Here is a 20,529-nt window from a genome sequence, read left to right on the forward strand (position 1 = left end):
AAAAATGTATGGTCCGCCCCGTTATTGCAACTACAATTAAGTAATAACGGAGTTGGTTTGCGCTAATTTATTCGGAGTCCTTGTTGGGAGCACTAGCTTCCCTGCTCCACGATGATATCCGCGCCAGATTATCCTTAAAAAGCCCAAAGCATTGATTTAATGCCGTTCGGATAAGCATTACTGCTTGAACCTAAACGGATATTTGGCTGGAACAAAGAGGACTGAACGTGGAAACGTTCGGTCCTTTCTTTTATCTGGAAGAATGAAGTGACTCAGACTTTCTCTCATCCTTTTAAGTTTGACTTGTAGGGTTCCGTCTGGACTTAAAGCTAGCCAACGTAATTGCGCATCAATAAGGTTAATTGCGGCGGTAAAACTGACCCTAGTAGCTCGAACCCCGGCTTCTGAAGCTATATTAACCATCTCTAATCGCACTAAGTTATAGGCAAGTAATACGCCCTAAAGCTCTTGCTTCACTCCGGCTGAAAAACGACTTCGTAAAGTGACGTGACTTTGTAGTTGAGTCTGTTTAATTTCACCATAACCCTCTTCAATCTCCCAGCGTTGCCAATAAACACGCAGCAGGCTTTCTAGCGAGTATTTGCTAGGGTCTGTAAGTGAAGTAATAAAACCTTTTATCTCACCTTTTGGCTCTTGATATAGGACTAATCTGGCTTCCCAACGTGCGGGTAAATTCGGATTCTGCCGTTGAGCTTGAGGAGAGATAGGCATTGAAATGAGCATGTCGTTTTCCGCATATTTCTCCAACACTTCATAGCGTAGTTTACGTTTTGCAGGCATTAACCAGTGAGTATTTTCCGCACTCTCTTGCCACGACAACAAAAGGTCTGCCGAGAAATAACAACGATTAAGTAAGGTCAATGAGTGTGCGGGGATATCATTGAATAGGCGCTTAGCCAAGGTCGTTTCACCGACATGACAACCATCAAAAGCTGCCCCCATAATCATTCGTGTTTCTGTTGACATCAAAGCGACTAAACGAAGTTGAGGGTAAGGTTTCAATTTTTTAGAGATGAACCCAAATTCTTCAGCGTTCTCTGGGCTTTGTTGCGTAATTCAATGGAACTAAATCCAGAACCTACGATCTGATCAGCTACCTCCACTCTAACTCGTAGCCCTATGCCTAAGCCTCGTTACAAAACAACCAACTGGAAGCAATACAACCAATCACTTATTAACCGTGGTTCTTTGACCTTTTGGATTGATGAAGAGGCAATAAACGGGTGGGCGCAAAGCAAACAGAATAAGCGCGGGAGGCCGCGTCGGTTCAGTGATTTAGCTATCACGACAGCACTCATGGTGAAACGCGTGTTTTCTATGCCACTGAGAGCGCTTCAAGGATTTATCGACTCGATCTTTAGGTTAGCCCATGTTCCATTAAGCTGTCCGCATTACACCTGCATCAGTCGTAGAGCAAAGCAAATTGAGATTTCATTTAAGACTAAAACGAGAGGAGCGATACAGCACCTAGCCATTGATGCGACTGGCCTTAAGGTTTATGGCGAAGATGAATGGAAAGTTAAAAAACACGGTACGGATGGCAAGCGTAGAGTCTGGCGAAAGCTTCATATTGCCGTCGATAGCAACACTCATGAGATCATTGCCGCCGAGCTCAGTTTATCAACGGTAACAGATGGAGAAGTACTCCCGAACTTACTGAAACAAACACGCCGAAGTATCTTTGAGGTGTCTGGTGATGGCGCTTACGACACGAGAGCGTGTCACGCTGCTATTAAGATTAAGGGAGCTATTGCGCTTATTCCCCCAAGAGAGGGGGCAGCCTTCTGGGAGCGTGGTCACCCTCTAAATCTCGCCGTGGGTTGCCAGAAATTATACGGCTCAAATAAGTATTGGAAAGAGCGGTATGGATACCACAAACGTTCACTCTCAGAAACAGCGATGTATCGAGTTAAACAGTTGCTAGGAGGGAAACTGAGCTTAAGAAATTACAATGCCCAGGTGGGTGAAACTTACGCGATGATAAAAGCGTTGAACAAGCTTACAGGGTTAGGTATGCCTGAAACTTATCGTATTGACTAAGAAATACACGAAACGGGGTAGCTCTATATCTAAATTTAATTACGCAACAAAGTCCATTGTGAATGCAATTAACTCTGGGTCTACCTTACTTTTTATCAAAAATGTACGTAAGAAATGCCGGGTTGCATTGAGGGGAAAGTCTGTATTTTCTTGTTCACAGAGCCAGGCTGGATGAACATTCTTCATATGTATACCATGGCGGTTCCTAGAGAAGTAGAACAGTACTCCAGGGTGTATTTTTGAGTTCTTTATTGTAGAAAACCAAGATGTTGCCTCTGATGGCTTTGTTGATAATGAATGCCCCAATTCTTCTAACTGTTTCTTCGCGTGGAATGCGGTTTCAGGTTGCAGTATATGAAGAAAGTTGGTGAGTTGCTCTAGGTGGTTTTGATAATGCTTGATTTGCTGATTAAGGTTATCTGCAAGTGGAACGATGCGTGCGTGAGTAAAGTCGATATCATCTTTATCACTGATTATGAGCATTTTATATCGGCTTAACCGTAAATTTAATGACGGGAGAGGATTATAGACAGCGCGATAACCTGTCATTGCCAGTAACATTGAGCTTACGTAAAAAACGTAATCATTATGATAGTGAATTAATTTGTCAAAAGAAGACTGCACTTCGAGTTGATGGTAGTCAGATAGCTTGACCTGAAGAGAGGTATAACGTTTTTGAAAGAATGTTGTAGACGGCAAAAACCTCGATCCGACAACGTCACAGGCACAAGTGGATTGATAGGTAATTTCCTTAACCCTTCCAACGTCAATACAGGGCATGAACCCCAAAGAAGTTATGCTTTCTAGAACAAATGTCCAAAAATAAAAGAGTTTTGAGCTCATTGTCGAAAATGAATACTGAGTGCAGTGCCTGCTAGCTCTTGTTTTGTAAGTGGTGTGATTGAAAGCAAAATCGAAAATAACAGGGTCGATTAACTGGTTGGCTTCATTGAAGTTATGATTGAAGTGCTGAACTGCTTTTAGACTTATTCTGACACCATGCGTATCTGACAACTTTTTGAGGAATGTAGTGCAACTGTCACGATAACGGCTTTTTGTTATTTTTTTAAACAGCTCCCCTAAGTTACTCTGCTTCAAAGCCAATATAGAGATAACAAACTTTGGTACCTGAGTCAGTGAATAGTCACTAATTTCAAGCAGGTCACTCGATCTCGAATACTCTGCGACGGTAAGACTGTCAGTATATACAGCTTTAAAGTGCCATGTATTATCGATGCAGACAAAACCTTCGCCTTCTTCTGAGTGTGTGTTTAGAATCTTAAGTGAGCAAATATCTTCAATTGATTTAGAAAAATAGAGTGAGGCGTGATGAGTTGGCAGACTATTCTAGTTTCAACGACACCAATATGCTTTTGGTAGTTTTTTTCTTTTGCAATTGAAAGAGTAGCAAAGAAAGGTCATGGGCTTGTAGTATGCTTTTGTCCAGAGTGGTTGAATTATGAGCTCGCTGGATGATGTTAGATATGTTTGCTATTTGTTTTAATTGAGATGACTTTTCATTAATTTGTGAAATAGCGGCAATCTCATGTTCTGGTTTTTTGTCTATTTCTGATTCTGTTTTTACGAAGCTAATCGAAGGAAATGCTTCGGTCTGTTCAATACCTGATTGTGTTTTATCAATCTGGTTTTTTATCATGCTTGTATAGACATTATCGTCGGTCCCGATCACACGTTCGAGCTGCTTATTGTTGAATCGTTGTCTCAGCACCGTTCGAGATGATGATTTCCTTTTTGTTCTATTTTTCCAGCTTAAATTGAAAAAATTGCAGAGTTGTCGAAGCTGATTTTTTATTGAGTTTTCAAGCGTGTTCTTTGTTCGTAATGAGTCAAAGCTGACAACTACTTCATCGATAGTACTGTCGTCGAAATCAGGTAAGTTAAATGTTTTGTTTCGGTTTAAGTTACGGAAGGCACTCGTTACTTCTTCTTCTCTTTCAAGCTTTGAAATAGTCTTAACATGTTTAAAAAATGTTCTAAAAATATTAATGTAAAAACGGCACGGTTGGAAGTTGAAGCGAACATTTTGTATTGAGCAAGTAAAGCGTAAATGACATGAGTCTGGCACCAACCTCGCTCGAAATGATGGTTTAAAAAATCTTCTTTTCTTGAGATGTTTGAATCAGAAATAGCTTCAGTTAAATGGGCCAAATCATTTCTTGAAATGAGAAAAACTGCTTCAAAAATTGTGGATACTGCTGCGATATTTCGAGTAGATTGCTGAGCACTTCGTTGAGAGCTCGAAATGATTTTGGACACTCAATTAGAAGGAAAAAGTCGTAAAACCTTTCAAAATCTTCTTCGCTGAGGTTAACATTTTCATCCAATAGCTCTTGCCTAGAAATACGCTCTCTCATGGTCATAAGTCTCTATTTGAAGTACTTAAAATGTAGGGTAACTCTTTCTTGGTTTTGATCTCAGGAAGTATGATTTGCCACTCTTTGTTTTGCAGATAAGAGCCTTGCGGTTCATCATTAGGAAACCACTTTTCTAAGAAAAATTTCACGTTTTTCTCTTTTGTAATAAACAGCTTTTGTAGTAATTGAGTAGTTAAATCAGACAAAAATAGCAGGCGCTTGATATCATTTTGAGGCTTCTTGTTGAGCAAAATAACGGGGGTTGTCCTAGTGATTGAATCTTCACTATTGATAGTATTTAAGAGCAGAAAGTGGGTTAAAAGTCCCGAAACAAGATAGTATTGATTCCGTTTTTTGTAGACCCAAATGGGTGATTGTAAGGCGGAAATGTTGGTCATAATCTTTACACTTTTTGAGTGAATAGACTTTGATTTTAACGCTGAAATTGGATTTGATTCTGCAATGATTTCAGCGAGGTCGGGATCAATATATATGTCACAAAGATGAACGTCAGAGAGCTCTGCATTGGAGAGTAGTGTAGTATCATACTTCTCTAGTTTAGTAAATAAATCTGTCAAATGCCTCTTCCTTAAGCCGCAATTTGAAATTTTATAACCTAACTCATTGTAATAAATGGCTGTGACAATAATGTGCCCAAATTCAAAAATAAAGAACTTTATCATTAAATAACATAAGTCATTGTTATAAAGTGGGTTGTGCTTAAGTGGCTGATTTTCTGGTAAATTGCGTGTGAATGTTGAATTCTGGCAATTTTTTATAAAAACAGTAACTGTCTTGACATGGCGGGGGTCGGTGATTCGAGTTCACTCGGACGCACCATTCCTTATTTATTTTTATTGCATAACTATTGTATTTGTCACAGTGGTAGTAATAAGAAATTAGAACATCGCCCGCTTAGCTCAGTTGGTTAGAGTACTTGCATGACATGTAAGGTGTCACTGGTTCGAGTCCAGTAGAGGCACCAAATTCAAAAAGAAAGCCCACCTAGTGTGGGCTTTTTTGTGCCTGTAATTCCTTGTTTTATCAGGATTTTAGCTATTTCTTGGTCCTATAAGATTCCATGGCATGTTGTAAAATCCATCGTTTAAAGTAACACTACGGGAAATATGGATTGGTGATGTTACTATGGCTAGGAAAACAACCCCATTAACTGCGACTCAAATCTTACAAGCAAAACCCAAAGAAAAGGAATATAGCCTGCTCGATGGTGATGGTCTTGCACAGAGAATAAAGCCCAATGGTTCCAAATTGTGGCTCTTTAACTATTACCGTTCAATTACTCGGAAACGAGCAAATCTAAGTATTGGTAAATACCCATCTATATCGCTTGCTAAAGCACGAACCAAAGCTATTGAAGCAAGAGAATTAGTTGCTGATGGTATTGATCCTAAAGAACACCGTGACACTACACTCAGAGAAAAACAGTTAGAATTGTCGAATACGTTACAGTCGGTATTTGATGACTGGCTTGAAGTTAAGAAAACAAGTGTCAAAGAGCAAACGGCCAAGAAACTAGAACAAAGAATTGAGAAGTACCTCTTACCTGATCTTGGTAAGTTACCTCTTGGTTACATAACTGCCCCCCAAGCGATCAAGACAATTAAACCCATTGCGAACCAAGGTAAATTAGAAACAGTAGGGCGATGGTGTCGCAACCTCAATGAGATAATGACCTTTGCAGTAAATACGGGTGTGATTGAGCACAACAAGCTCGTAGGTATTGGTAAAGCCTTTGAAACTGCCAAGGTAACCAATCAAGCTTCGTTAACTCCTGATGAACTTCCTGAACTCCTCAAGACCATAAGCTATGCATCGATTAAACCTATCACTCGCTGCTTGCTCGAATGGCAACTTCATACCATGACAAGACCAACTGAAACGGCTGGGGCACGTTGGGATGAAATTGACAGAGAAGAGATGCTTTGGATTATTCCTGCAGAACGAATGAAAAAGGGGAGAGTACATACCGTCCCTTTAACAAAACAAACTCTAGGCCATTAGAAACCATTGATTTCATTACGGGGGATAGTGAATTCCTTTTCCCTGCTGACAAAAGAAACAAAAATCACATCAACAAAGAGACAGCAAATAAAGCATTAGTAAGAATGGACATAAAGGGCAGGCAAACCTCTCACGGTTTACGCGCATTAGCCAGTGCCACTCTAAATGAACAGAACTTTGACCCAGATATTATTGAAGCTGCGCGCTCTCATGTTGATAGAGATAAGATGAGAAGCGCATATAACCGCACAGACTACCTTGAACGTCGTAAAGTTCCCATGGCGCGGTGGAGCGACCATATTGAAGAGGCAGCAAAGGGAAGCTTGTCGATGAGTGGTAAAAAGGGCCTTAAGGTTGTGGGTTAGTTGTACACTCCCATACAACTAACCCACAACCTACCCACTTTAACTTTAACTACTGTAGTGGATCTAATGATCCCGGACACCAAATTAGGTGGTAAAGTCTCCACCATAAATGAGGTGTTCAATGACAAAACGACAACGACGTACATTTTCTACTGAGTTCAAAATAGATGCTGCAAGTTTGGTTCTTGATCAAGGGTACTCCATACCTGAAGCAGCTAACTCTATGGGCGTAGGTGAAACGGCTTTACGGCGATGGGTCGACCAACTCAAAGTTGAGCGAGGTGGGATGACTCCAACGACCAAAGCCCTCACGCCTGAGCAAAAGAAAATCCAAGAGTTAGAAGCCCGGATTAACCGGCTAGAACGAGAAAAATCCATATTAAAAAAGGCCACCGCTCTCTTAATGTCGGACGAACTCGAACGTTCTCGTTAATAGACAAGTTGAGGGAGCATGAATCGGTCAAAATGCTTTGCGAACTGTTCAACGTAGCTTCGTCTTGTTACTACGAGTTTAAGCAACGCAAGCCGGATGCCAGTCGCATTCGTCTAGCTAGCCAAATTAAAGAACTCTTCAACATGAGTCGAGGCTCTGCTGGCAGTCGTACTCTTGTCTCGATGCTGAGCGAAGAAGGCATAAAAGCCGGACGATTCAAGGTTCGCCAGATAATGCGTGAAGCTGATTTAATGAGTAAACAGCCAGGTTCGCATCGATATAAGCATACAAAAGTAGAAAGGCTAGATATTCCAAATCTACTGAAGCGTGAGTTTTCTGTCAGTACTCCGAATCGCGTTTGGTGTGGCGATATTACTTATATTTGGTCAGGTTCGAAGTGGACCTATTTAGCGGTAGTGCTTGACCTATTTAGCCGACGCGTTGTGGGGTGGTCTTTATCCGATAAGCCCGATACCGAATTAGTATCTAAAGCTTTGGAGATGGCCTAGGAGCAACGAGGATGTCCGAAGAACGTGATGTTCCATTCAGATCAAGGCTGCCAATATAGCAGCCGTAAATATCGCCAAAGGCTTTGGCGATATCGTATAACTCAAAGCATGAGTCGTCGTGGTAATTGTTGGGACAACGCTCCCATGGAGCGGCTATTTAGAAGCTTGAAAACCGAGTGGATACCAGTAATAGGTTACCTGACACAAGCTCAAGCTAAGAAAGACATCAGCCATTACCTGATGAGTTACTATAGGCAACGGCCTCATCAAGCAAATGATGGGCTGTCGCCAGTAAATGCCGAAAATCGGCTTAAGTCAGTGTCCGGAATTTGTTGACCACTACACTATACCCACTTTAACTATACCCAATAGAAGTTTATCGTACTTTGAGACTGTAATGTGTTCAGCGTGATTAGCAATGGCACACAGGTTCTAATCACGCCGAGAAACTTGCGAACCTAACCACTATTCGTTATTTAAGAGTTTACTGGGTTTGGTGTGGTTATTTGTCGTATTGACAAATAACCACACGAATAACTAAATGGGTTGACTCTATCTCTAAACTGAATTAAACAACAAAGCTTTGGAGTTATGTGAAAATCTAACATATTGACCATTGTCATAAGATTTAATAACTTCATCTGTTCTGTAATAGTCAGACAATCCAATTATCGTAGATTTAAGTTTGTCACCTTTATCAACCAAAGATATTTTATAGACTGAAGCTAACAATAATTCCTTATCTCTACTATAGTTAATGTTTTTATAACCTCTTAGAAACTCTAAATGTATATTGTTATTGTCGAAGTCGGACTTGTGATTGATACCATTAGTACTAATAGCGCTGATTTTTCGTTCTAATACCTTCTTAACTATTGCTTTGATAATTGGTTTGAATTTATTTTTTTTAGACAGGATAAAAGTTAATGAGTTGTAATCGTTCAAACTTAAGCTGAGAGATATAATTATTGACTGGTTTAGCTTGCTCATTTTTTCATAATTTAAGAAATCTCTAAAAATCAAAAAATTTATAATGTCACTACCATTCTCATTATTGATGATCCCATCTCTTAATAGGTCGGTTATACTGTTTAAAACTTCATTTAGGTAAATAATTCGCCTTCCTAAGCTTTTGGAGATGATACTTTTGTATTCATTATTTATTATAACTCCGAATGAATTAAGTATGATCTGTTCGTCAATGGAATTACAAAAAATTAGAGGTCTGTCTCTTATTGTTGATTGTATTTTTTCAAAGTTCTCGCCTACATGAATCTCACGGAGGATTGATATTTTGGGATGCTTAGGTATTTTGTTTATTTTATAGAAATCTGTAACCAAATCCTCAGCTTCGGGTAATTTATTTAAACTTAATAAAGAGTCGTACATATGAAAAAGTTCATGTTCATTATCTACACTACATAAGTAATTAGCTACCAAATTATCAAAGTCTCCCTTGTTGTAGCTAGATGTGATTTTCCTTGTTTTTTCAAAGTTATCCTCTTTTTTTATCAAGCTAAGAACACTTTCTCTATTTATTGGATACTCTAAAAACCCATTAAACATGTAAAATGGAAAGGTCCTTAGTTGCAATTTATCACCGTTGGCAATAAGAAAGAAGGTCTTTTTTGCCTTTGAATTTAATTTTTCTATTGTTTCGATTGACATTCCTTGATTATTTGCGACATCAAAAAATGCATATTCAAATTTTTTATCTGAAGATAATAAGAAAGATCTGGTTTGTTTAAAACTTATTTTTACACATCCACCTCCAAATATACTTCTAAGGTAGTGATAAACCACCCCTTCAGTTGTTATAATTAATACATCTTTCATATACATTATTCTCGATTGATTTATTTTTTTAATGTCGGGTTCTGTGTTTTCTAAGTTGGTTTAATATCTCGGAAAATATCACATTATATTGTATGGTAATAATTAATAGCATAGTTTCTATATTAAATTATATTTGAATTTGATTGTTTTGGTGTGTCATTCTTAATAATCAGCCTGATACCACAAACCATAACTTGCCACGCCCACGCTATCACGCAGAAAGGCTATCACTGAATGATAGCCTTCTTACTCGCTCCTTAAGGGGAAGGGGTTCCTTAAAGTAGCTATCGATAGTAGTACCCAGTTAAGTGCTGTAACTCATAACTAAGTTTAGATAAGTTAGTTATATCGAGGTTTATTGAGCTGTCATTTTCTAACTTCTCAATCCCAGTTACCAGTTGAATAGATAATTTTTTAAGTGAGTAAAGGTTACTTTCCACCGTTGACTTATCGGTTAATGGTAAACTAACTCTTAGGTTAGATATAACCTGCTCTAATAATAGGGTTAATTTGCAGATGACATCATTTTCAAGAGTTAATAATTTATCTAGTTCTTCAGAAAGTTCTTTAGATGGGGGATTCATAATAGTCTACGATTTCAGAGTGATTTTCTTTCAGCATAATGGAACTGTAGATTTTTTCATGTAAGAATATTCTTACTAATCGTTTGTGAGATCTAGGTTGTTCCGTGATGTAATTTTGACTCAACACACGGCTTTAGGACTGGTTTTTCAGCCGTATAATATGAAAAAGGCTGGAGTTCAGAGGTTGTTGAGCTGCTTCAATCTGGTTGGATTCAGTATTAAGTAACATCTTTCTGCTCAAAGTAAACAAGGGTCAGATACCAAGAGAACTGTGCTTACTTTACTCTATACCATAAGCTCGTTTATTTGCAGTGTGCTAGTAATGGCAAAGCCTACAAATTGATTTGGTCTACCAGACTTGTTTTATCGCTAGTTTTAATAATGAAACTACGGCGAAAATGGGCTTTGTTGCGTAATTAAATTTATAGATAGAGCTACCCCATTTCGTGTGTTTCTTAGTCAATACGACAAGTTTCAGGCATACCTAACCCAGTAAGCTTGTTCAACGCTTTTATCATCGCGTAAGTCTCACCCACCTGCGCATTGTAATGTCTTAAGCTCAATCGTCCTCCTAGTAACTGTTTAACTCGATACATCGCTGTTTCTGAGAGTGAACGTCTGTGGTACCCATACCGCTCTTTCCAATACTTATTTGAGCCGTATAACTTCTGGCAACCCACGGCGAGGTTTCGAGGATGACCACGCTCCCAGAAGGCTGCCCCTTCTCTTGGGGGAATAAGCGCAATGGCTCCCTTAATCTTAATAGCAGCATGACACAATCTCGTGTCGTAAGCTCCATCACCAGACACCTCAAGGATACTTCGGCGTGTTTGTTTCAGTAAGTTCGGGAGGACTTCTCCATCTGTAACCGTCGATAAACTTAGCTCGGCTGCGATAATTTCATGAGTGCTTGTATCAACGGCAATATGCAGCTTTCGCCAAACTCTACGCTTGCCATCTGTCCCGTGTTTTTTGACTTTCCATTCACCTTCGCCATAAACCTTTAGGCCAGTTGCATCAATGGCCAGGTGCTGTATTGCTCCTCTCGCTTTAGTCTTAAATGAAACCTCAACTTGCTTGGCTCTACGACTGATGCAGGTGTAATGCGGACAACTTAACGGTACATGAGCTAACCTAAATATCGAGTCGATAAATCCTTGAAGCGCTCTCAATGGCATAGAAAAAACTCGTTTGACCATCAGTGCTGTCGTGATAGCTAAATCACTGAACCGACGCGGCCTCCCGCGCTTATTCTGTTTGCTTTGCGCCCACCCGCTTATTGCTTCTTCATCAATCCAAAAGGTCAGAGAACCACGGTTAATGAGTGATTGGTTGTATTGCTTCCAGTTGGTTGTTTTATAAAGAGGTTTAGGCATAGAGCTACGAGAAGGAGTAAACGTAGCTGATCAGATCGTAGGTTCTTGATTTAGTTCCATTGAATTACGCAATAAAGCCCATCTCAAGCTCAATTTACCGTTGGTTAGTCCTTTATATCGAGACATTGCGGTCTCCGATATTGAGCGATAGTGGTAACCAGATTCAGATTTCCACTCCGCTATTGTTCCATTTTTCAGAACCCCTACAATTTCGTTTCTGGGATGCCCATCTTTCCAAAGCGCCGCATTCTTTCTAGGAGGTATCAGCGGAGTACAACCCTTATTTTTCAGAGTCTCATAGCAGCTTTTAGTGTCATGTGCTCCATCGGCATATACCGTCAGGATCTTTCTACGCAAGGGGTTGAGTAATGTTGGTAGCACTTCGCTATCGCCAACACTTACAAGACTAACTTCTGCCCTAATAGCCTCATGAGTTTCTAAATCAACAGCTAAGTGCTGTTTGCGCCAAGTTCTACGTTTTTCGGCGCCGTACTTTTTCACTTTCCATTCACCCTCGCCAAAACTTTGAGACCAGTCGAGTCAATGGCTATATGACGAATAGCTCCTTTGGAGTTATTGCGATATTTGACCTGAACTGTCTTCGAACGTTTGCTGATACAGGTGTAGTCAGCGGAGCATCCAATAGCTCAAAGATAGAATCAATAAAGCCTTGAAGAGCACGTAATGGCAGAGAGAAGATCCCCTTAATCATCAAGGCAGTTTCAATCGCGGTATCAGAATACTGGAAACCTTTACCACGCTTACCATGATGGGTTGCACATCGCCATGCATCTATGGCTGAATCATCTATCCAAAACGTCACCGATCCACGCTTGCACAGAGCCTTATTGTATTCCGCCCAGTTAGTTATCTTCTTTTTCGCTTTATCCATGTCACCACAGTTCTGAGCACCATAAAGGATCAGATCACAGGACTTGGTAAAGGTTCAACTGATTTAAGCAACAACGCCGAACAGGGTAAGCAACCTGAAGGTTACTGCAGCGCCGATAAATATTTGGCATTGATCTCTACTAAATGGACTGCTCACATAGTTTGGATCTTAGGTCAGAGTAGCGAAATACGTTTTGGACAAATTCAAAAGCAGTTGGCTCTAGTGTCCAGTAAAGTTCTTAGTGAAAGATTGAAGTTACTCAGCAAAGAAGGTTTCATTTGGCGCAGGCAAGAAGAAACCGTTCCTGTGACTGTATATTATGGTCTGACAGAAAAAGGAAAAGAGCTTGCGGACATTGTCGATATCATCGTAAAAAAATCTGATAGCTGGGGCTAGTCTGACGTGACTACAGAAAAGCTATTCTATTATCGAACGTTATTATTTATGGCGGGTTTTCTGCGTTCAAAGCTTAAAAGCACTGTTCGAGATTTGGTGACACACTAAGTATTAGTTAAGTGCTTAATAATTTTATCGGCTAGTGTCTATCTAGGTTTTATTACAGATTTATGAACGGCTAGGTAATGAAGAATTCTAAGTAAATATAAATGCATATATTAAATGATATGTCTGATGTTAATTATATGTATTTTACATACTTTGCTTGGCGTTTATATTCGAATAAATATCGGTATTGAAATATCACACTCGAAGCGGGAGAGTGCAATAGAGTGTGATTGTCATGATTTTAATAGAACATTATTGGGCTAAGTCAGCAATAAATGTTTGTTTATAACTGGAGCTTGTTTTCAGCTCGTCCTTAATCCATTGATTAAACAAGCTAAAGTCAGAATGTATTTGCCAGAAAAGGGATGCAATAACTCGCTTGCCAAAGAAATCGGGGTGATCTGTAATCACCTTAAGTTTACTGTCTTCTACGTTTCCTTCGATGAGAAACCCCGGTAAAAAAGCAATGCCTTTTTGAGCTTTGCACAGTTCGATAATGGTAGCTAAATCATCCAGTCGCCATAGATTATATGAGGCGATGTTCGACAAGTTCAGCAGCTCTTCACAGCCATCCATTAATAGAACGCGCTGATATGGCGCATGAGACTTCAAGGATACCAAGTCTTCGTGTGCCACCCACCAACAGTTAACGTGAAAAAGCTCTTCTATATTAAAATCGTTATTTGTTTTGTGATAGGGGTTACCTAACGCTAGGTCGATCTTTCCTTCATTAACGTAATTACCTAAAACGAAACTTGGTTTAGTCACAACAAGTAGGTCGACATTAGGAAAAGCCTCTGAAAATGCCAACAATGCCTTTTTTACGTTTTTGTTGAAAACTAATGGATCGATGCCCACGCGGTAAACTATCTGGTCGGATAGATTCATTTGTTCTGCAATAGTGATTAACTCACGATATTTCGATACCACAGGTAAAGATAATTGGAATAGTCGTTTTCCCTTCTCAGTTAACCAGACTTTAGAGTGTTCTCTATTAAATAAATTGAAACCTAAGTCTGACTCAAGGTTTTGCACAGCGGTACTAACCGTTGACTGAGACTTGCCAAGCTTACGTGCAGCAGAGCTAAATGAACCTTCTTCAACTACTGCTATGAACGAAACAATATTTTCGAAATGTAGTTTCATGATTCGACTAACCTTTTGACACAAAGAAATTATATTTTTTATGGTTTGTTGATTCGAAGAACAATAGCGTGATGATAATTGTATTTCAACATGTTTTATAAGGAGTAATAAAGATCGATGAATTATCTATTAGGCTAGTTCCAAAGCTTATATAAATTTTGTATTAAGTTAAACATTGATGTATGTCTTATTTTTTCAAGTTTATAAATTTAAATATTCATTTTGTTTTTTAGCTACTTTTTGATGTAAGTGTTTGTCATGTATGGACTTTGTATTTCTGTTGGTATTTTTAAGGTGTTTGTTTTGATCATTTTTTACACGACCTATAGATTGAATCGATAGGGGGTATTTTCCATAGATTGGTGGTGCTAATTATAATGGCGACGAATTTTCAACAGCCCTTATAAGAAGACATAATAATGATTACTAAGCTATACGTTAAAACAAGCATGTTTCTATCACAATTCAAGAACGATGAGCGCGGAGTAACTGCAATTGAATATGGTCTTATTGCAGTAGCAATGGCTGTATTAGTAACTACTGCAGTAGGCGCTGATGGTTTCATTGGCAAACTTGAAGGTGCTTTTGAAGATGTAGCTACTGCTATCGATACTGCAAGCAGCTAACATCAAGCCTTATTGGCTAATGTAGAATATATCGAAAGATATTTGTGCCAGACCTATGTTTTCATTGGTCTGGCTCAGTTAATTGGGAATACCAATTAATACATGTTTACGTCAATCCATATAAATCTAGGTGATATTTCTAATTTTGAGTTTTGACGTGTATTTACTGATTTTGGTAATCGTGTGTGTCTATGTATCGGCTACCGATTTTCTCTATCGAAAGATACAAAATCCCACCTTGTTGATATTGCTCTTTTTACAATGTTTTTTGTCACCGTTAGACATTCAAATTATGAGCTTTCTGCTGGTGTTAGGGGGAGGGTTGATTGTTTACGCCCTGATTTGGATTGGAGCTGGCGATATTAAATATGCCGCGGTTCTATCACTTACCATACCTCTCAGTGATTTACTTTGGGCGTTTGTTATGACGGCTTTTGCCGGTGGATTTCTAGCCGTTATTTATCTCGTATACAACAAGCTGATAAGTAAAAGGCTAGTAAGAAAAACGTCGAACAGCCAACAAGGTATTCCATATGGGATAGCGATTAGCGTTGGATTCTACTTGGTAATTTTAACTCAAAACATGCCACATATATAAACCCCCAAGAATGAGAACATTATGAGATCTCGACTGGTATTACTTGTTGCCATTGCTGCCCTAATAGTTGGCGCGCTAGGCGTTGTCGATTTGTTCAAGAGTGAACCTCAACCGACAACGACCGCTGAAGTGGTGGAAGAAAAAAACGAAGAACATGTTGCCGTTTGGATGACCACGGAACCTTATGAAAAAGGGCGTGCGATCGATGCGCAAGGTGTCGTTAAACAACAACTCCCTCTTAGTGAAGCATTAATGCTTGGCGTCAGAGAAGACGCACAAATCAGCTTTTCACCCTCCATTTTGCTCAATCGCAGTCTTAGCGCAGGTGAGGTTGTGCTACCTGAATATCAAGTGACGCCTGGCCAGCCCGGATACATCGACCTTTTGATCGCGGAAGGTATGACGTTATACCCACTTAAAGTCAGTGACAAAAACCTAATCAACGATTACATCCGTCCTGGAACGTCCATCGATATCTTAACTGTAAGTTCTCCAAACGATAACTTAGCTGGAAATATCGATAAACCGAAGCGCTTTAGAGGGGTGAAGGCGTCGATGTTTCTTAAAAACGTCAAAGTACTCAACATTGGAAATGATGCAACTGGCGATAGCTCTATTACCGCACGCGCCCCGATTAAAGAGGATGGACTGACTACGGTGGTCATCGAAGTTAGCCCCGACGAGTTACCAAAACTTGCATTAGCGCAACGAACAATGCACATCGAAATTTACCGAAGCCAAACCTACACGCAACCTGAGTATGCAGAGGTGCGCAATATTATCGATAACTATACCGGGATTGCTGAGTTACGTGGTAACGAGAACAACCCGAGAGAGGCTTTGTGATGATGATTCACCATCGAATCAAGCAAGTACTGTTTGCTTCCATTCTAGCACCGCTGATTGGCTTACTTTCTATAACAAACGCTTTTGCCGCTGATCGTTCCATCACGCTTAACGATGGTCAGCACATCCAGCTAAAAAGTCCGATTGGCCAAGTGTTCATTAATAACCCCGATATCGTCGACTACAAAATAATCAACGACAACACACTTGTTGTGTTTGCCAATGCTATTGGGCAATCACGACTTATCGTCTACGGCATTGATGATGATGTTCTGCTTTCCGAACGCATCATTGTTGATTTGGATTTAACTGATATTAGACGCCAAATTAAATTCCATTTCCCTGATGCCAAAGTCAAGGTTCAGTCTGTGGGAGAGCAAGTCGCCGTGAGTGGTCTTGTTGATTCCGAAGCGACTCGTGACGACATCTATCGTTTGGTTGCCACTCTACTTGGACGGGAAAAAACAGAGAAATGGGACAAAACGGTGAAACTGGAGTTTAAGTCCGACAACTCAAATTATGAAGAGCCCGAAAGTATGGTGTTTGCCCGCAACATGACGTGGGAAGGGATCATCGAACGTATTGAAGTCGCAACGACCCAACAAGTGAACGTCAAAATATCAGTGGCTCAAGTCACCGAATCATTTGGACAAACTGTTGGTGTTGATTGGAGCTCCGTCGGTTCAAGTGTTGGCGAATTTGTTTTCGACCAGTTCGATGCGGCAAACCTCAGCACGTTAATCACTGCATTAGGTAATGATCAAATTGCTGAGGTTCTGGCTGAACCTAACTTAACCGTGTTGTCCGGTGAGTCTGCAAGTTTCCTTGTCGGCGGCGAAGTGCCCGTTATCGTTACTACCAGTAACAATGTGAACATTTCCTTCAAAGAGTTCGGCATCAAACTCGATCTCACCGCGAAAGTGCTTAGCCAAGACAGAATCCGCATGCAATTAGCGCCAGAAGTCAGCGAAGTTGAAGGTTATATAGAAACGGCCGGAATCAAAGTTCCGCAACTGGCTTCACGACGTGCGATGACAACCGTTGAGTTAGCCGATGGCGACAGCTTCGTCCTTGGTGGCTTGATGAGCAGTGCTGATTTGGAAAAAATGCAAAAAATCCCTTTTGTTGGCGACATACCAGTACTCGGTGCCGCCTTCCGCAAAGCAACCACAGAAAGAAAACGCACTGAATTGATCATCGTTGCCACCGTGAATCTTGTTGAACCGATGAAACCGAAAGACATTCAACTGCCTTACATCAAGAAGACTTCTACTCTAGCGCGTTGGCTAAACATTAAGTGGGACGGCAAGTCGGTAACGTCTTCCGATGCAACGATTCGTCTGTTGTCGCAAGGAGGATTTATCCAATGAAGAAATTACTATTAATGGCGTTATTTACCACGTCACTTTTAGGCTGCGCCTCTGAGCAATATTTTGTCGGACATGGTGCTGAAGCCTTGGTGTACAAAGAACACCACAGCTTTGAGTTTGCGATGAAAAACCGCGCTGAAACCACCAAGCAGATTACCGCTTTGATTCAAGATATCGAATCAACGGACAAAGAAGCCACTTATGTCGTGGATTACAAATCAACCCGCAGCAAAGCGATGTTGCAAAAGATCTTCGATCAATATCCGTCACATGTCATCGCGCCACTAAGAGTCTCGTATCGAAGCGCTCCGTTGTTACCAAGCGACTTAAAGATTCAGGTGACCTTAACGCGTTTGAAGACTCAACAATGCGCGCCAGCACAGATTCACGTTCGGTTGAGGCAGCCAGACTGCTTTGCTGAATCGATGCGCTTGAAGCAAGTGGCTTACAAGTCTCGATTGGTAGGAGAGCAATAATGTTTGACCTGACTAAAGCGTTAACAACAAAGGCCAAGCCAGTGCAAACCGGAACGACAGGGGTTGCCGGGTGTACTTTGTTCTATCAATCTCAAGAGTGTTTAGATCTTGTTCAAGAAGTCTTTCGATTTGAAGGGTGGAATGATCCTGCATGTGTTAAAGCCAAAGCGGGTTTGACCAAACTGACAGAGCAACAGAGTAGCCATATCGTTATTTTGGAACTTAATGAATCGACCAATGTTGTTGAGGATGCTAAAGCCTTTGCCAGCAAACTACCCACACACAAAGGCGTGGTGGTGATTGGTAAAGAGGATGCTATTTCTACGCTTCGTTCTCTTAAAGACATGGGTTTTTACTACGTGTTCTGGCCGGTGAATAAGCAGGAGTTTGCTGACTTCTTAAACCACGTTAGCAAGAACCTGAAGACGTTCTCTGGTGTGAGTCAAAAACGTAAAGCGAAGCGCGTGGCGATTGTCGGTTCAAAAGGTGGCGTTGGCGCATCGTTTATCACAACTGAGTTGAGCTCACTGTTATCGACGCAAGGCTCGGACACGATTCTCGTCGATCATCAATATGCGGATACCAACATTGATGTTTTGCTCGGCCTAAAAGATTTTAAGCCGAGAACCATCGACGAGTTCACGGCACCATTGCACGAAATGGATGAAGAAGGGGCGTTGAGTTACCTCATCAACGCTCGCAAAAATTTACGACTGTTGGCGATTGATGGTGACATGAGCCAAAGCGATGTTCTTAATTACAACCAAACCTTGTGCGAGTTGTTAGCGCGCAACACCAATTTCATTATCGAAGACTTTTCTGGTGGTGTGGATTTCAAAGTTGAACCTCAACTCTTGGTAGAAAACTTTGATGTGGTTGTGTTGGTGTTAGACGCATCTGTGTCTTCAGTAAGAAGTGCAAAACGACTGTATGAAAAAGTCTCCAACTTACAGCTTTCGTTATCGTCGCGTACTCGCGTGATTACGGTGGTGAACTACCATCGCCCGGAAAACGCTTACGTCTTACAAAAGCCTGATCTTATTAAGTATCTAGGCGCAGAAGTCGATCTCGAAGTCGACTACTGCAAAGCGCTGGCGCACATCATTATCGATGGAAAACGCGGGCATAAGCATGACCGTCACATTAGTCGTTCTATGGAACAGTTGGTGAAGCTGATTAATGGTCAACCTATGGATCAGAAGGGCATGAACTCTTGGTTGAAAAAGGTGCGTGCTAAATGAGTTCTAACAAAGACTTATACCTCGCGTTTCGTGGCCAGATATTTGAAGCCCTAGATGCAGAAGCGGTTCAGAAAATGAGCCGCAGAGACCTTGAATCCCAAATACAAGCGGCGGTTGATTTGTTAGCAAATAGCTACCAAAGACCGATCACCTCGATGATGAAGTCCGGGTTAGTGAAAAGCCTAATCGACGAGCTGTTTGGCTTAGGGCCTTTACAGCCTTTGGTCGAAGATCAGTCCATTTCCGACATCATGGTGAACGGGCCCAACAACATCTTTTTCGAACGACACGGCAAGGTGAAAAAGTCCGAAGTCTCGTTTGTGAATGAAGAACAGTTGTTAGCCATTGCTAAGCGCATTGCGTCACGTGTCGGAAGGCGTGTGGATGAACTTTCACCGACGGTCGACGCCAGGTTAGAAGACGGCAGCCGTGTGAACATAGTGATTCCTCCCATTTCGTTGGATGGCACATCGATCTCAATTCGTAAGTTCAGAGAGCAAAACATCGGTTTTGAAGATTTGATTGGCTTTGGGTCGATGTCTCCAGATATGGCGCGAGTGCTGATGATCGCTTCTCGTTGCCGTATCAATGTGTTGATTTCTGGTGGTACCGGTTCAGGCAAAACCACTTTACTTAACGCGCTATCTCAATACATTGCTGAGGATGAACGTATCGTCACCATTGAAGATGCGGCTGAACTGCGTCTGCAACAACCCAACTTGGTTCGACTCGAAACGCGAACCTCAAGTGTTGAGCAAACCGGAGCGGTAACGCAGCGTGAATTGGTTATTAACGCGCTTCGTATGCGTCCAGACCGCATTATTCTTGGCGAGTGTCGTGGTTCTGAAGCGTTTGAAATGCTGCAAGCCATGAACACCGGACACGATGGGTCGATGTCTACGTTGCACGCCAACACGCCGCGCGATGCGATTGCCCGTGTTGAATCGATGGTGATGATGGCGAACCTAAATCAGCCTCTTGATGCGATTAGAAGAACGATCGTGAGTGCCGTTCAAATGATTGTTCAGGTTAACAGGTTGCGCGATGGGTCTCGCAAGATCACAAGCATCTCGGAAATCGTTGGCCTAGAAGGCGACAGCGTGGTGATGGAAGAGATTTATCGTTTTCGTTCTGACGATGCCCATTATGGAGAAACCGTAAAAGGCGAATTCGTCACCGATGGCATTATGCAACGATCTGAGCTTGTGAAAAAAGCGCAATTCTTCGGGCTCTATGAAGAGCTGAAAGCATCATTTAAGGGGGCCTAGC

General features: G+C 41.1%; 18 protein-coding genes and 3 pseudogenes. 11 read left to right on the forward strand and 10 right to left on the reverse strand.

All coding sequences use genetic code 11. The features are described from left to right. Window positions 1–177 precede the first annotated feature (177 nt). Window positions 178–1,071 (reverse strand): annotated as a pseudogene (locus AC3CHU_RS07455) (IS4 family transposase); the annotation flags it as partial. 69 nt (window positions 1,072–1,140) lie between these two features. Between AC3CHU_RS07455 and AC3CHU_RS07460 the strand changes: the two are divergent. Beyond that, on the forward strand, window positions 1,141–2,061 hold the full coding sequence (locus AC3CHU_RS07460; RefSeq protein ID WP_488525379.1) for an IS5 family transposase: 921 nt from the start codon (window positions 1,141–1,143) through the stop codon (window positions 2,059–2,061). A gap of 39 nt (window positions 2,062–2,100) precedes the next feature. Here AC3CHU_RS07460 and AC3CHU_RS07465 read toward each other — a convergent pair whose 3' ends face one another. The 3 genes from AC3CHU_RS07465 to AC3CHU_RS07475 form a co-directional block, all read right to left on the reverse strand. Further along, the gene (locus AC3CHU_RS07465; protein ID WP_488525380.1) at window positions 2,101–3,165 is read right to left on the reverse strand and encodes a hypothetical protein; all 1,065 of its coding nucleotides are present in this window, start codon (window positions 3,163–3,165) and stop codon (window positions 2,101–2,103) included. Window positions 3,166–3,403: 238 nt separating this feature from the next. After that, window positions 3,404–4,147 (reverse strand): hypothetical protein, encoded by a 744-nt coding sequence (locus AC3CHU_RS07470; protein ID WP_488525381.1) that lies wholly within the window; start codon window positions 4,145–4,147, stop codon window positions 3,404–3,406. A 291-nt stretch (window positions 4,148–4,438) separates the two neighbouring features. After that, window positions 4,439–5,014, reverse strand: a complete 576-nt coding sequence (locus AC3CHU_RS07475) for a hypothetical protein (protein ID WP_488525382.1) — start codon at window positions 5,012–5,014, stop codon at window positions 4,439–4,441. Between the two features lie 568 nt (window positions 5,015–5,582). Here AC3CHU_RS07475 and AC3CHU_RS07480 point away from each other — a divergent pair. Together AC3CHU_RS07480 and AC3CHU_RS07485 are read left to right on the forward strand one after the other, a co-directional pair. Further along, window positions 5,583–6,823 (forward strand): annotated as a pseudogene (locus tag AC3CHU_RS07480) (integrase arm-type DNA-binding domain-containing protein). Between the two features lie 121 nt (window positions 6,824–6,944). After that, window positions 6,945–8,101: pseudogene (locus tag AC3CHU_RS07485) on the forward strand (IS3 family transposase). Window positions 8,102–8,323: 222 nt separating this feature from the next. Here AC3CHU_RS07485 and AC3CHU_RS07490 read toward each other — a convergent pair. The 5 genes from AC3CHU_RS07490 to AC3CHU_RS07510 all read right to left on the reverse strand — a co-directional run bounded on the left by AC3CHU_RS07490 (window position 8,324) and on the right by AC3CHU_RS07510 (window position 12,453). Further along, on the reverse strand, window positions 8,324–9,601 hold the full coding sequence (locus AC3CHU_RS07490; protein ID WP_488525383.1) for a hypothetical protein: 1,278 nt from the start codon (window positions 9,599–9,601) through the stop codon (window positions 8,324–8,326). A gap of 284 nt (window positions 9,602–9,885) precedes the next feature. Next, window positions 9,886–10,185 carry a hypothetical protein gene (locus tag AC3CHU_RS07495; RefSeq protein ID WP_488525384.1) on the reverse strand — a complete coding sequence of 100 codons (300 nt, stop codon included), beginning with the start codon at window positions 10,183–10,185 and terminating at the stop codon, window positions 9,886–9,888. Between the two features lie 455 nt (window positions 10,186–10,640). Beyond that, window positions 10,641–11,561, reverse strand: coding sequence for an IS5 family transposase (locus tag AC3CHU_RS07500; RefSeq protein ID WP_488525385.1), 921 nt, complete (start codon window positions 11,559–11,561; stop codon window positions 10,641–10,643). Window positions 11,562–11,591: 30 nt separating this feature from the next. Beyond that, window positions 11,592–12,062, reverse strand: a complete 471-nt coding sequence (locus AC3CHU_RS07505; RefSeq protein WP_488525386.1) for an IS5 family transposase — start codon at window positions 12,060–12,062, stop codon at window positions 11,592–11,594. A 46-nt stretch (window positions 12,063–12,108) separates the two neighbouring features. Continuing rightward, window positions 12,109–12,453, reverse strand: coding sequence for a transposase (locus tag AC3CHU_RS07510; RefSeq protein WP_488525369.1), 345 nt, complete (start codon window positions 12,451–12,453; stop codon window positions 12,109–12,111). Between the two features lie 33 nt (window positions 12,454–12,486). Here AC3CHU_RS07510 and AC3CHU_RS07515 point away from each other — a divergent pair, with 33 nt between their 5' ends. Then, window positions 12,487–12,849: a winged helix-turn-helix transcriptional regulator gene (locus AC3CHU_RS07515; protein ID WP_488525476.1), complete on the forward strand. Its 363-nt coding sequence runs from the start codon at window positions 12,487–12,489 to the stop codon at window positions 12,847–12,849. A gap of 360 nt (window positions 12,850–13,209) precedes the next feature. Here the strand turns inward: AC3CHU_RS07515 and AC3CHU_RS07520 are convergent, their stop codons facing one another. Beyond that, complete coding sequence (locus AC3CHU_RS07520) at window positions 13,210–14,103, reverse strand: LysR family transcriptional regulator (RefSeq protein WP_488525387.1); 894 nt, start codon at window positions 14,101–14,103, stop codon at window positions 13,210–13,212. Window positions 14,104–14,522: 419 nt separating this feature from the next. On the opposite strand from AC3CHU_RS07520, the gene AC3CHU_RS07525 reads away from it, so the two are divergent. From AC3CHU_RS07525 to AC3CHU_RS07555, 7 genes are all read left to right on the forward strand, one after another. Further along, window positions 14,523–14,729: a Flp family type IVb pilin gene (locus tag AC3CHU_RS07525; protein WP_017080668.1), complete on the forward strand. Its 207-nt coding sequence runs from the start codon at window positions 14,523–14,525 to the stop codon at window positions 14,727–14,729. 157 nt (window positions 14,730–14,886) lie between these two features. After that, complete coding sequence (locus AC3CHU_RS07530) at window positions 14,887–15,327, forward strand: prepilin peptidase (protein ID WP_372243872.1); 441 nt, start codon at window positions 14,887–14,889, stop codon at window positions 15,325–15,327. Window positions 15,328–15,348: 21 nt separating this feature from the next. Beyond that, on the forward strand, window positions 15,349–16,173 hold the full coding sequence (cpaB, locus tag AC3CHU_RS07535; RefSeq protein ID WP_488525388.1) for a Flp pilus assembly protein CpaB: 825 nt from the start codon (window positions 15,349–15,351) through the stop codon (window positions 16,171–16,173). After that, window positions 16,173–17,543 carry a type II and III secretion system protein family protein gene (locus AC3CHU_RS07540; protein WP_488525389.1) on the forward strand — a complete coding sequence of 457 codons (1,371 nt, stop codon included), beginning with the start codon at window positions 16,173–16,175 and terminating at the stop codon, window positions 17,541–17,543. Before cpaB ends, AC3CHU_RS07540 begins: the two co-directional genes overlap by 1 nt. Continuing rightward, window positions 17,540–18,019 (forward strand): hypothetical protein, encoded by a 480-nt coding sequence (locus AC3CHU_RS07545; protein ID WP_488525390.1) that lies wholly within the window; start codon window positions 17,540–17,542, stop codon window positions 18,017–18,019. The genes AC3CHU_RS07540 and AC3CHU_RS07545 overlap by 4 nt, the downstream gene beginning before the upstream one ends. Then, on the forward strand, window positions 18,019–19,260 hold the full coding sequence (locus tag AC3CHU_RS07550; RefSeq protein WP_102502736.1) for a CpaE/TadZ family protein: 1,242 nt from the start codon (window positions 18,019–18,021) through the stop codon (window positions 19,258–19,260). Before AC3CHU_RS07545 ends, AC3CHU_RS07550 begins: the two co-directional genes overlap by 1 nt. After that, window positions 19,257–20,528 (forward strand): TadA family conjugal transfer-associated ATPase, encoded by a 1,272-nt coding sequence (locus AC3CHU_RS07555; protein ID WP_488525391.1) that lies wholly within the window; start codon window positions 19,257–19,259, stop codon window positions 20,526–20,528. Before AC3CHU_RS07550 ends, AC3CHU_RS07555 begins: the two co-directional genes overlap by 4 nt. Window position 20,529 lies beyond the last annotated feature (1 nt).

The organism is Vibrio sp. QJM3NY_39, from assembly GCF_057785895.1.

Bases quoted from the DNA above. Each gene is read 5' to 3' on its own strand.
- AC3CHU_RS07460 (WP_488525379.1), top strand. From the start codon at position 1,141: ATGCCTAAGCCTCGTTACAAAACAACCAACTGGAAGCAATACAACCAA.
- AC3CHU_RS07490 (WP_488525383.1), bottom strand. From the start codon at position 9,601: ATGAAAGATGTATTAATTATAACAACTGAAGGGGTGGTTTATCACTAC.
- AC3CHU_RS07495 (WP_488525384.1), bottom strand. From the start codon at position 10,185: ATGAATCCCCCATCTAAAGAACTTTCTGAAGAACTAGATAAATTATTA.
- AC3CHU_RS07500 (WP_488525385.1), bottom strand. From the start codon at position 11,561: ATGCCTAAACCTCTTTATAAAACAACCAACTGGAAGCAATACAACCAA.
- AC3CHU_RS07510 (WP_488525369.1), bottom strand. From the start codon at position 12,453: ATGGATAAAGCGAAAAAGAAGATAACTAACTGGGCGGAATACAATAAG.
- AC3CHU_RS07520 (WP_488525387.1), bottom strand. From the start codon at position 14,103: ATGAAACTACATTTCGAAAATATTGTTTCGTTCATAGCAGTAGTTGAA.
- AC3CHU_RS07525 (WP_017080668.1), top strand. From the start codon at position 14,523: ATGATTACTAAGCTATACGTTAAAACAAGCATGTTTCTATCACAATTC.
- cpaB (WP_488525388.1), top strand. From the start codon at position 15,349: ATGAGATCTCGACTGGTATTACTTGTTGCCATTGCTGCCCTAATAGTT.
- AC3CHU_RS07540 (WP_488525389.1), top strand. From the start codon at position 16,173: ATGATGATTCACCATCGAATCAAGCAAGTACTGTTTGCTTCCATTCTA.
- AC3CHU_RS07545 (WP_488525390.1), top strand. From the start codon at position 17,540: ATGAAGAAATTACTATTAATGGCGTTATTTACCACGTCACTTTTAGGC.
- AC3CHU_RS07550 (WP_102502736.1), top strand. From the start codon at position 18,019: ATGTTTGACCTGACTAAAGCGTTAACAACAAAGGCCAAGCCAGTGCAA.
- AC3CHU_RS07555 (WP_488525391.1), top strand. From the start codon at position 19,257: ATGAGTTCTAACAAAGACTTATACCTCGCGTTTCGTGGCCAGATATTT.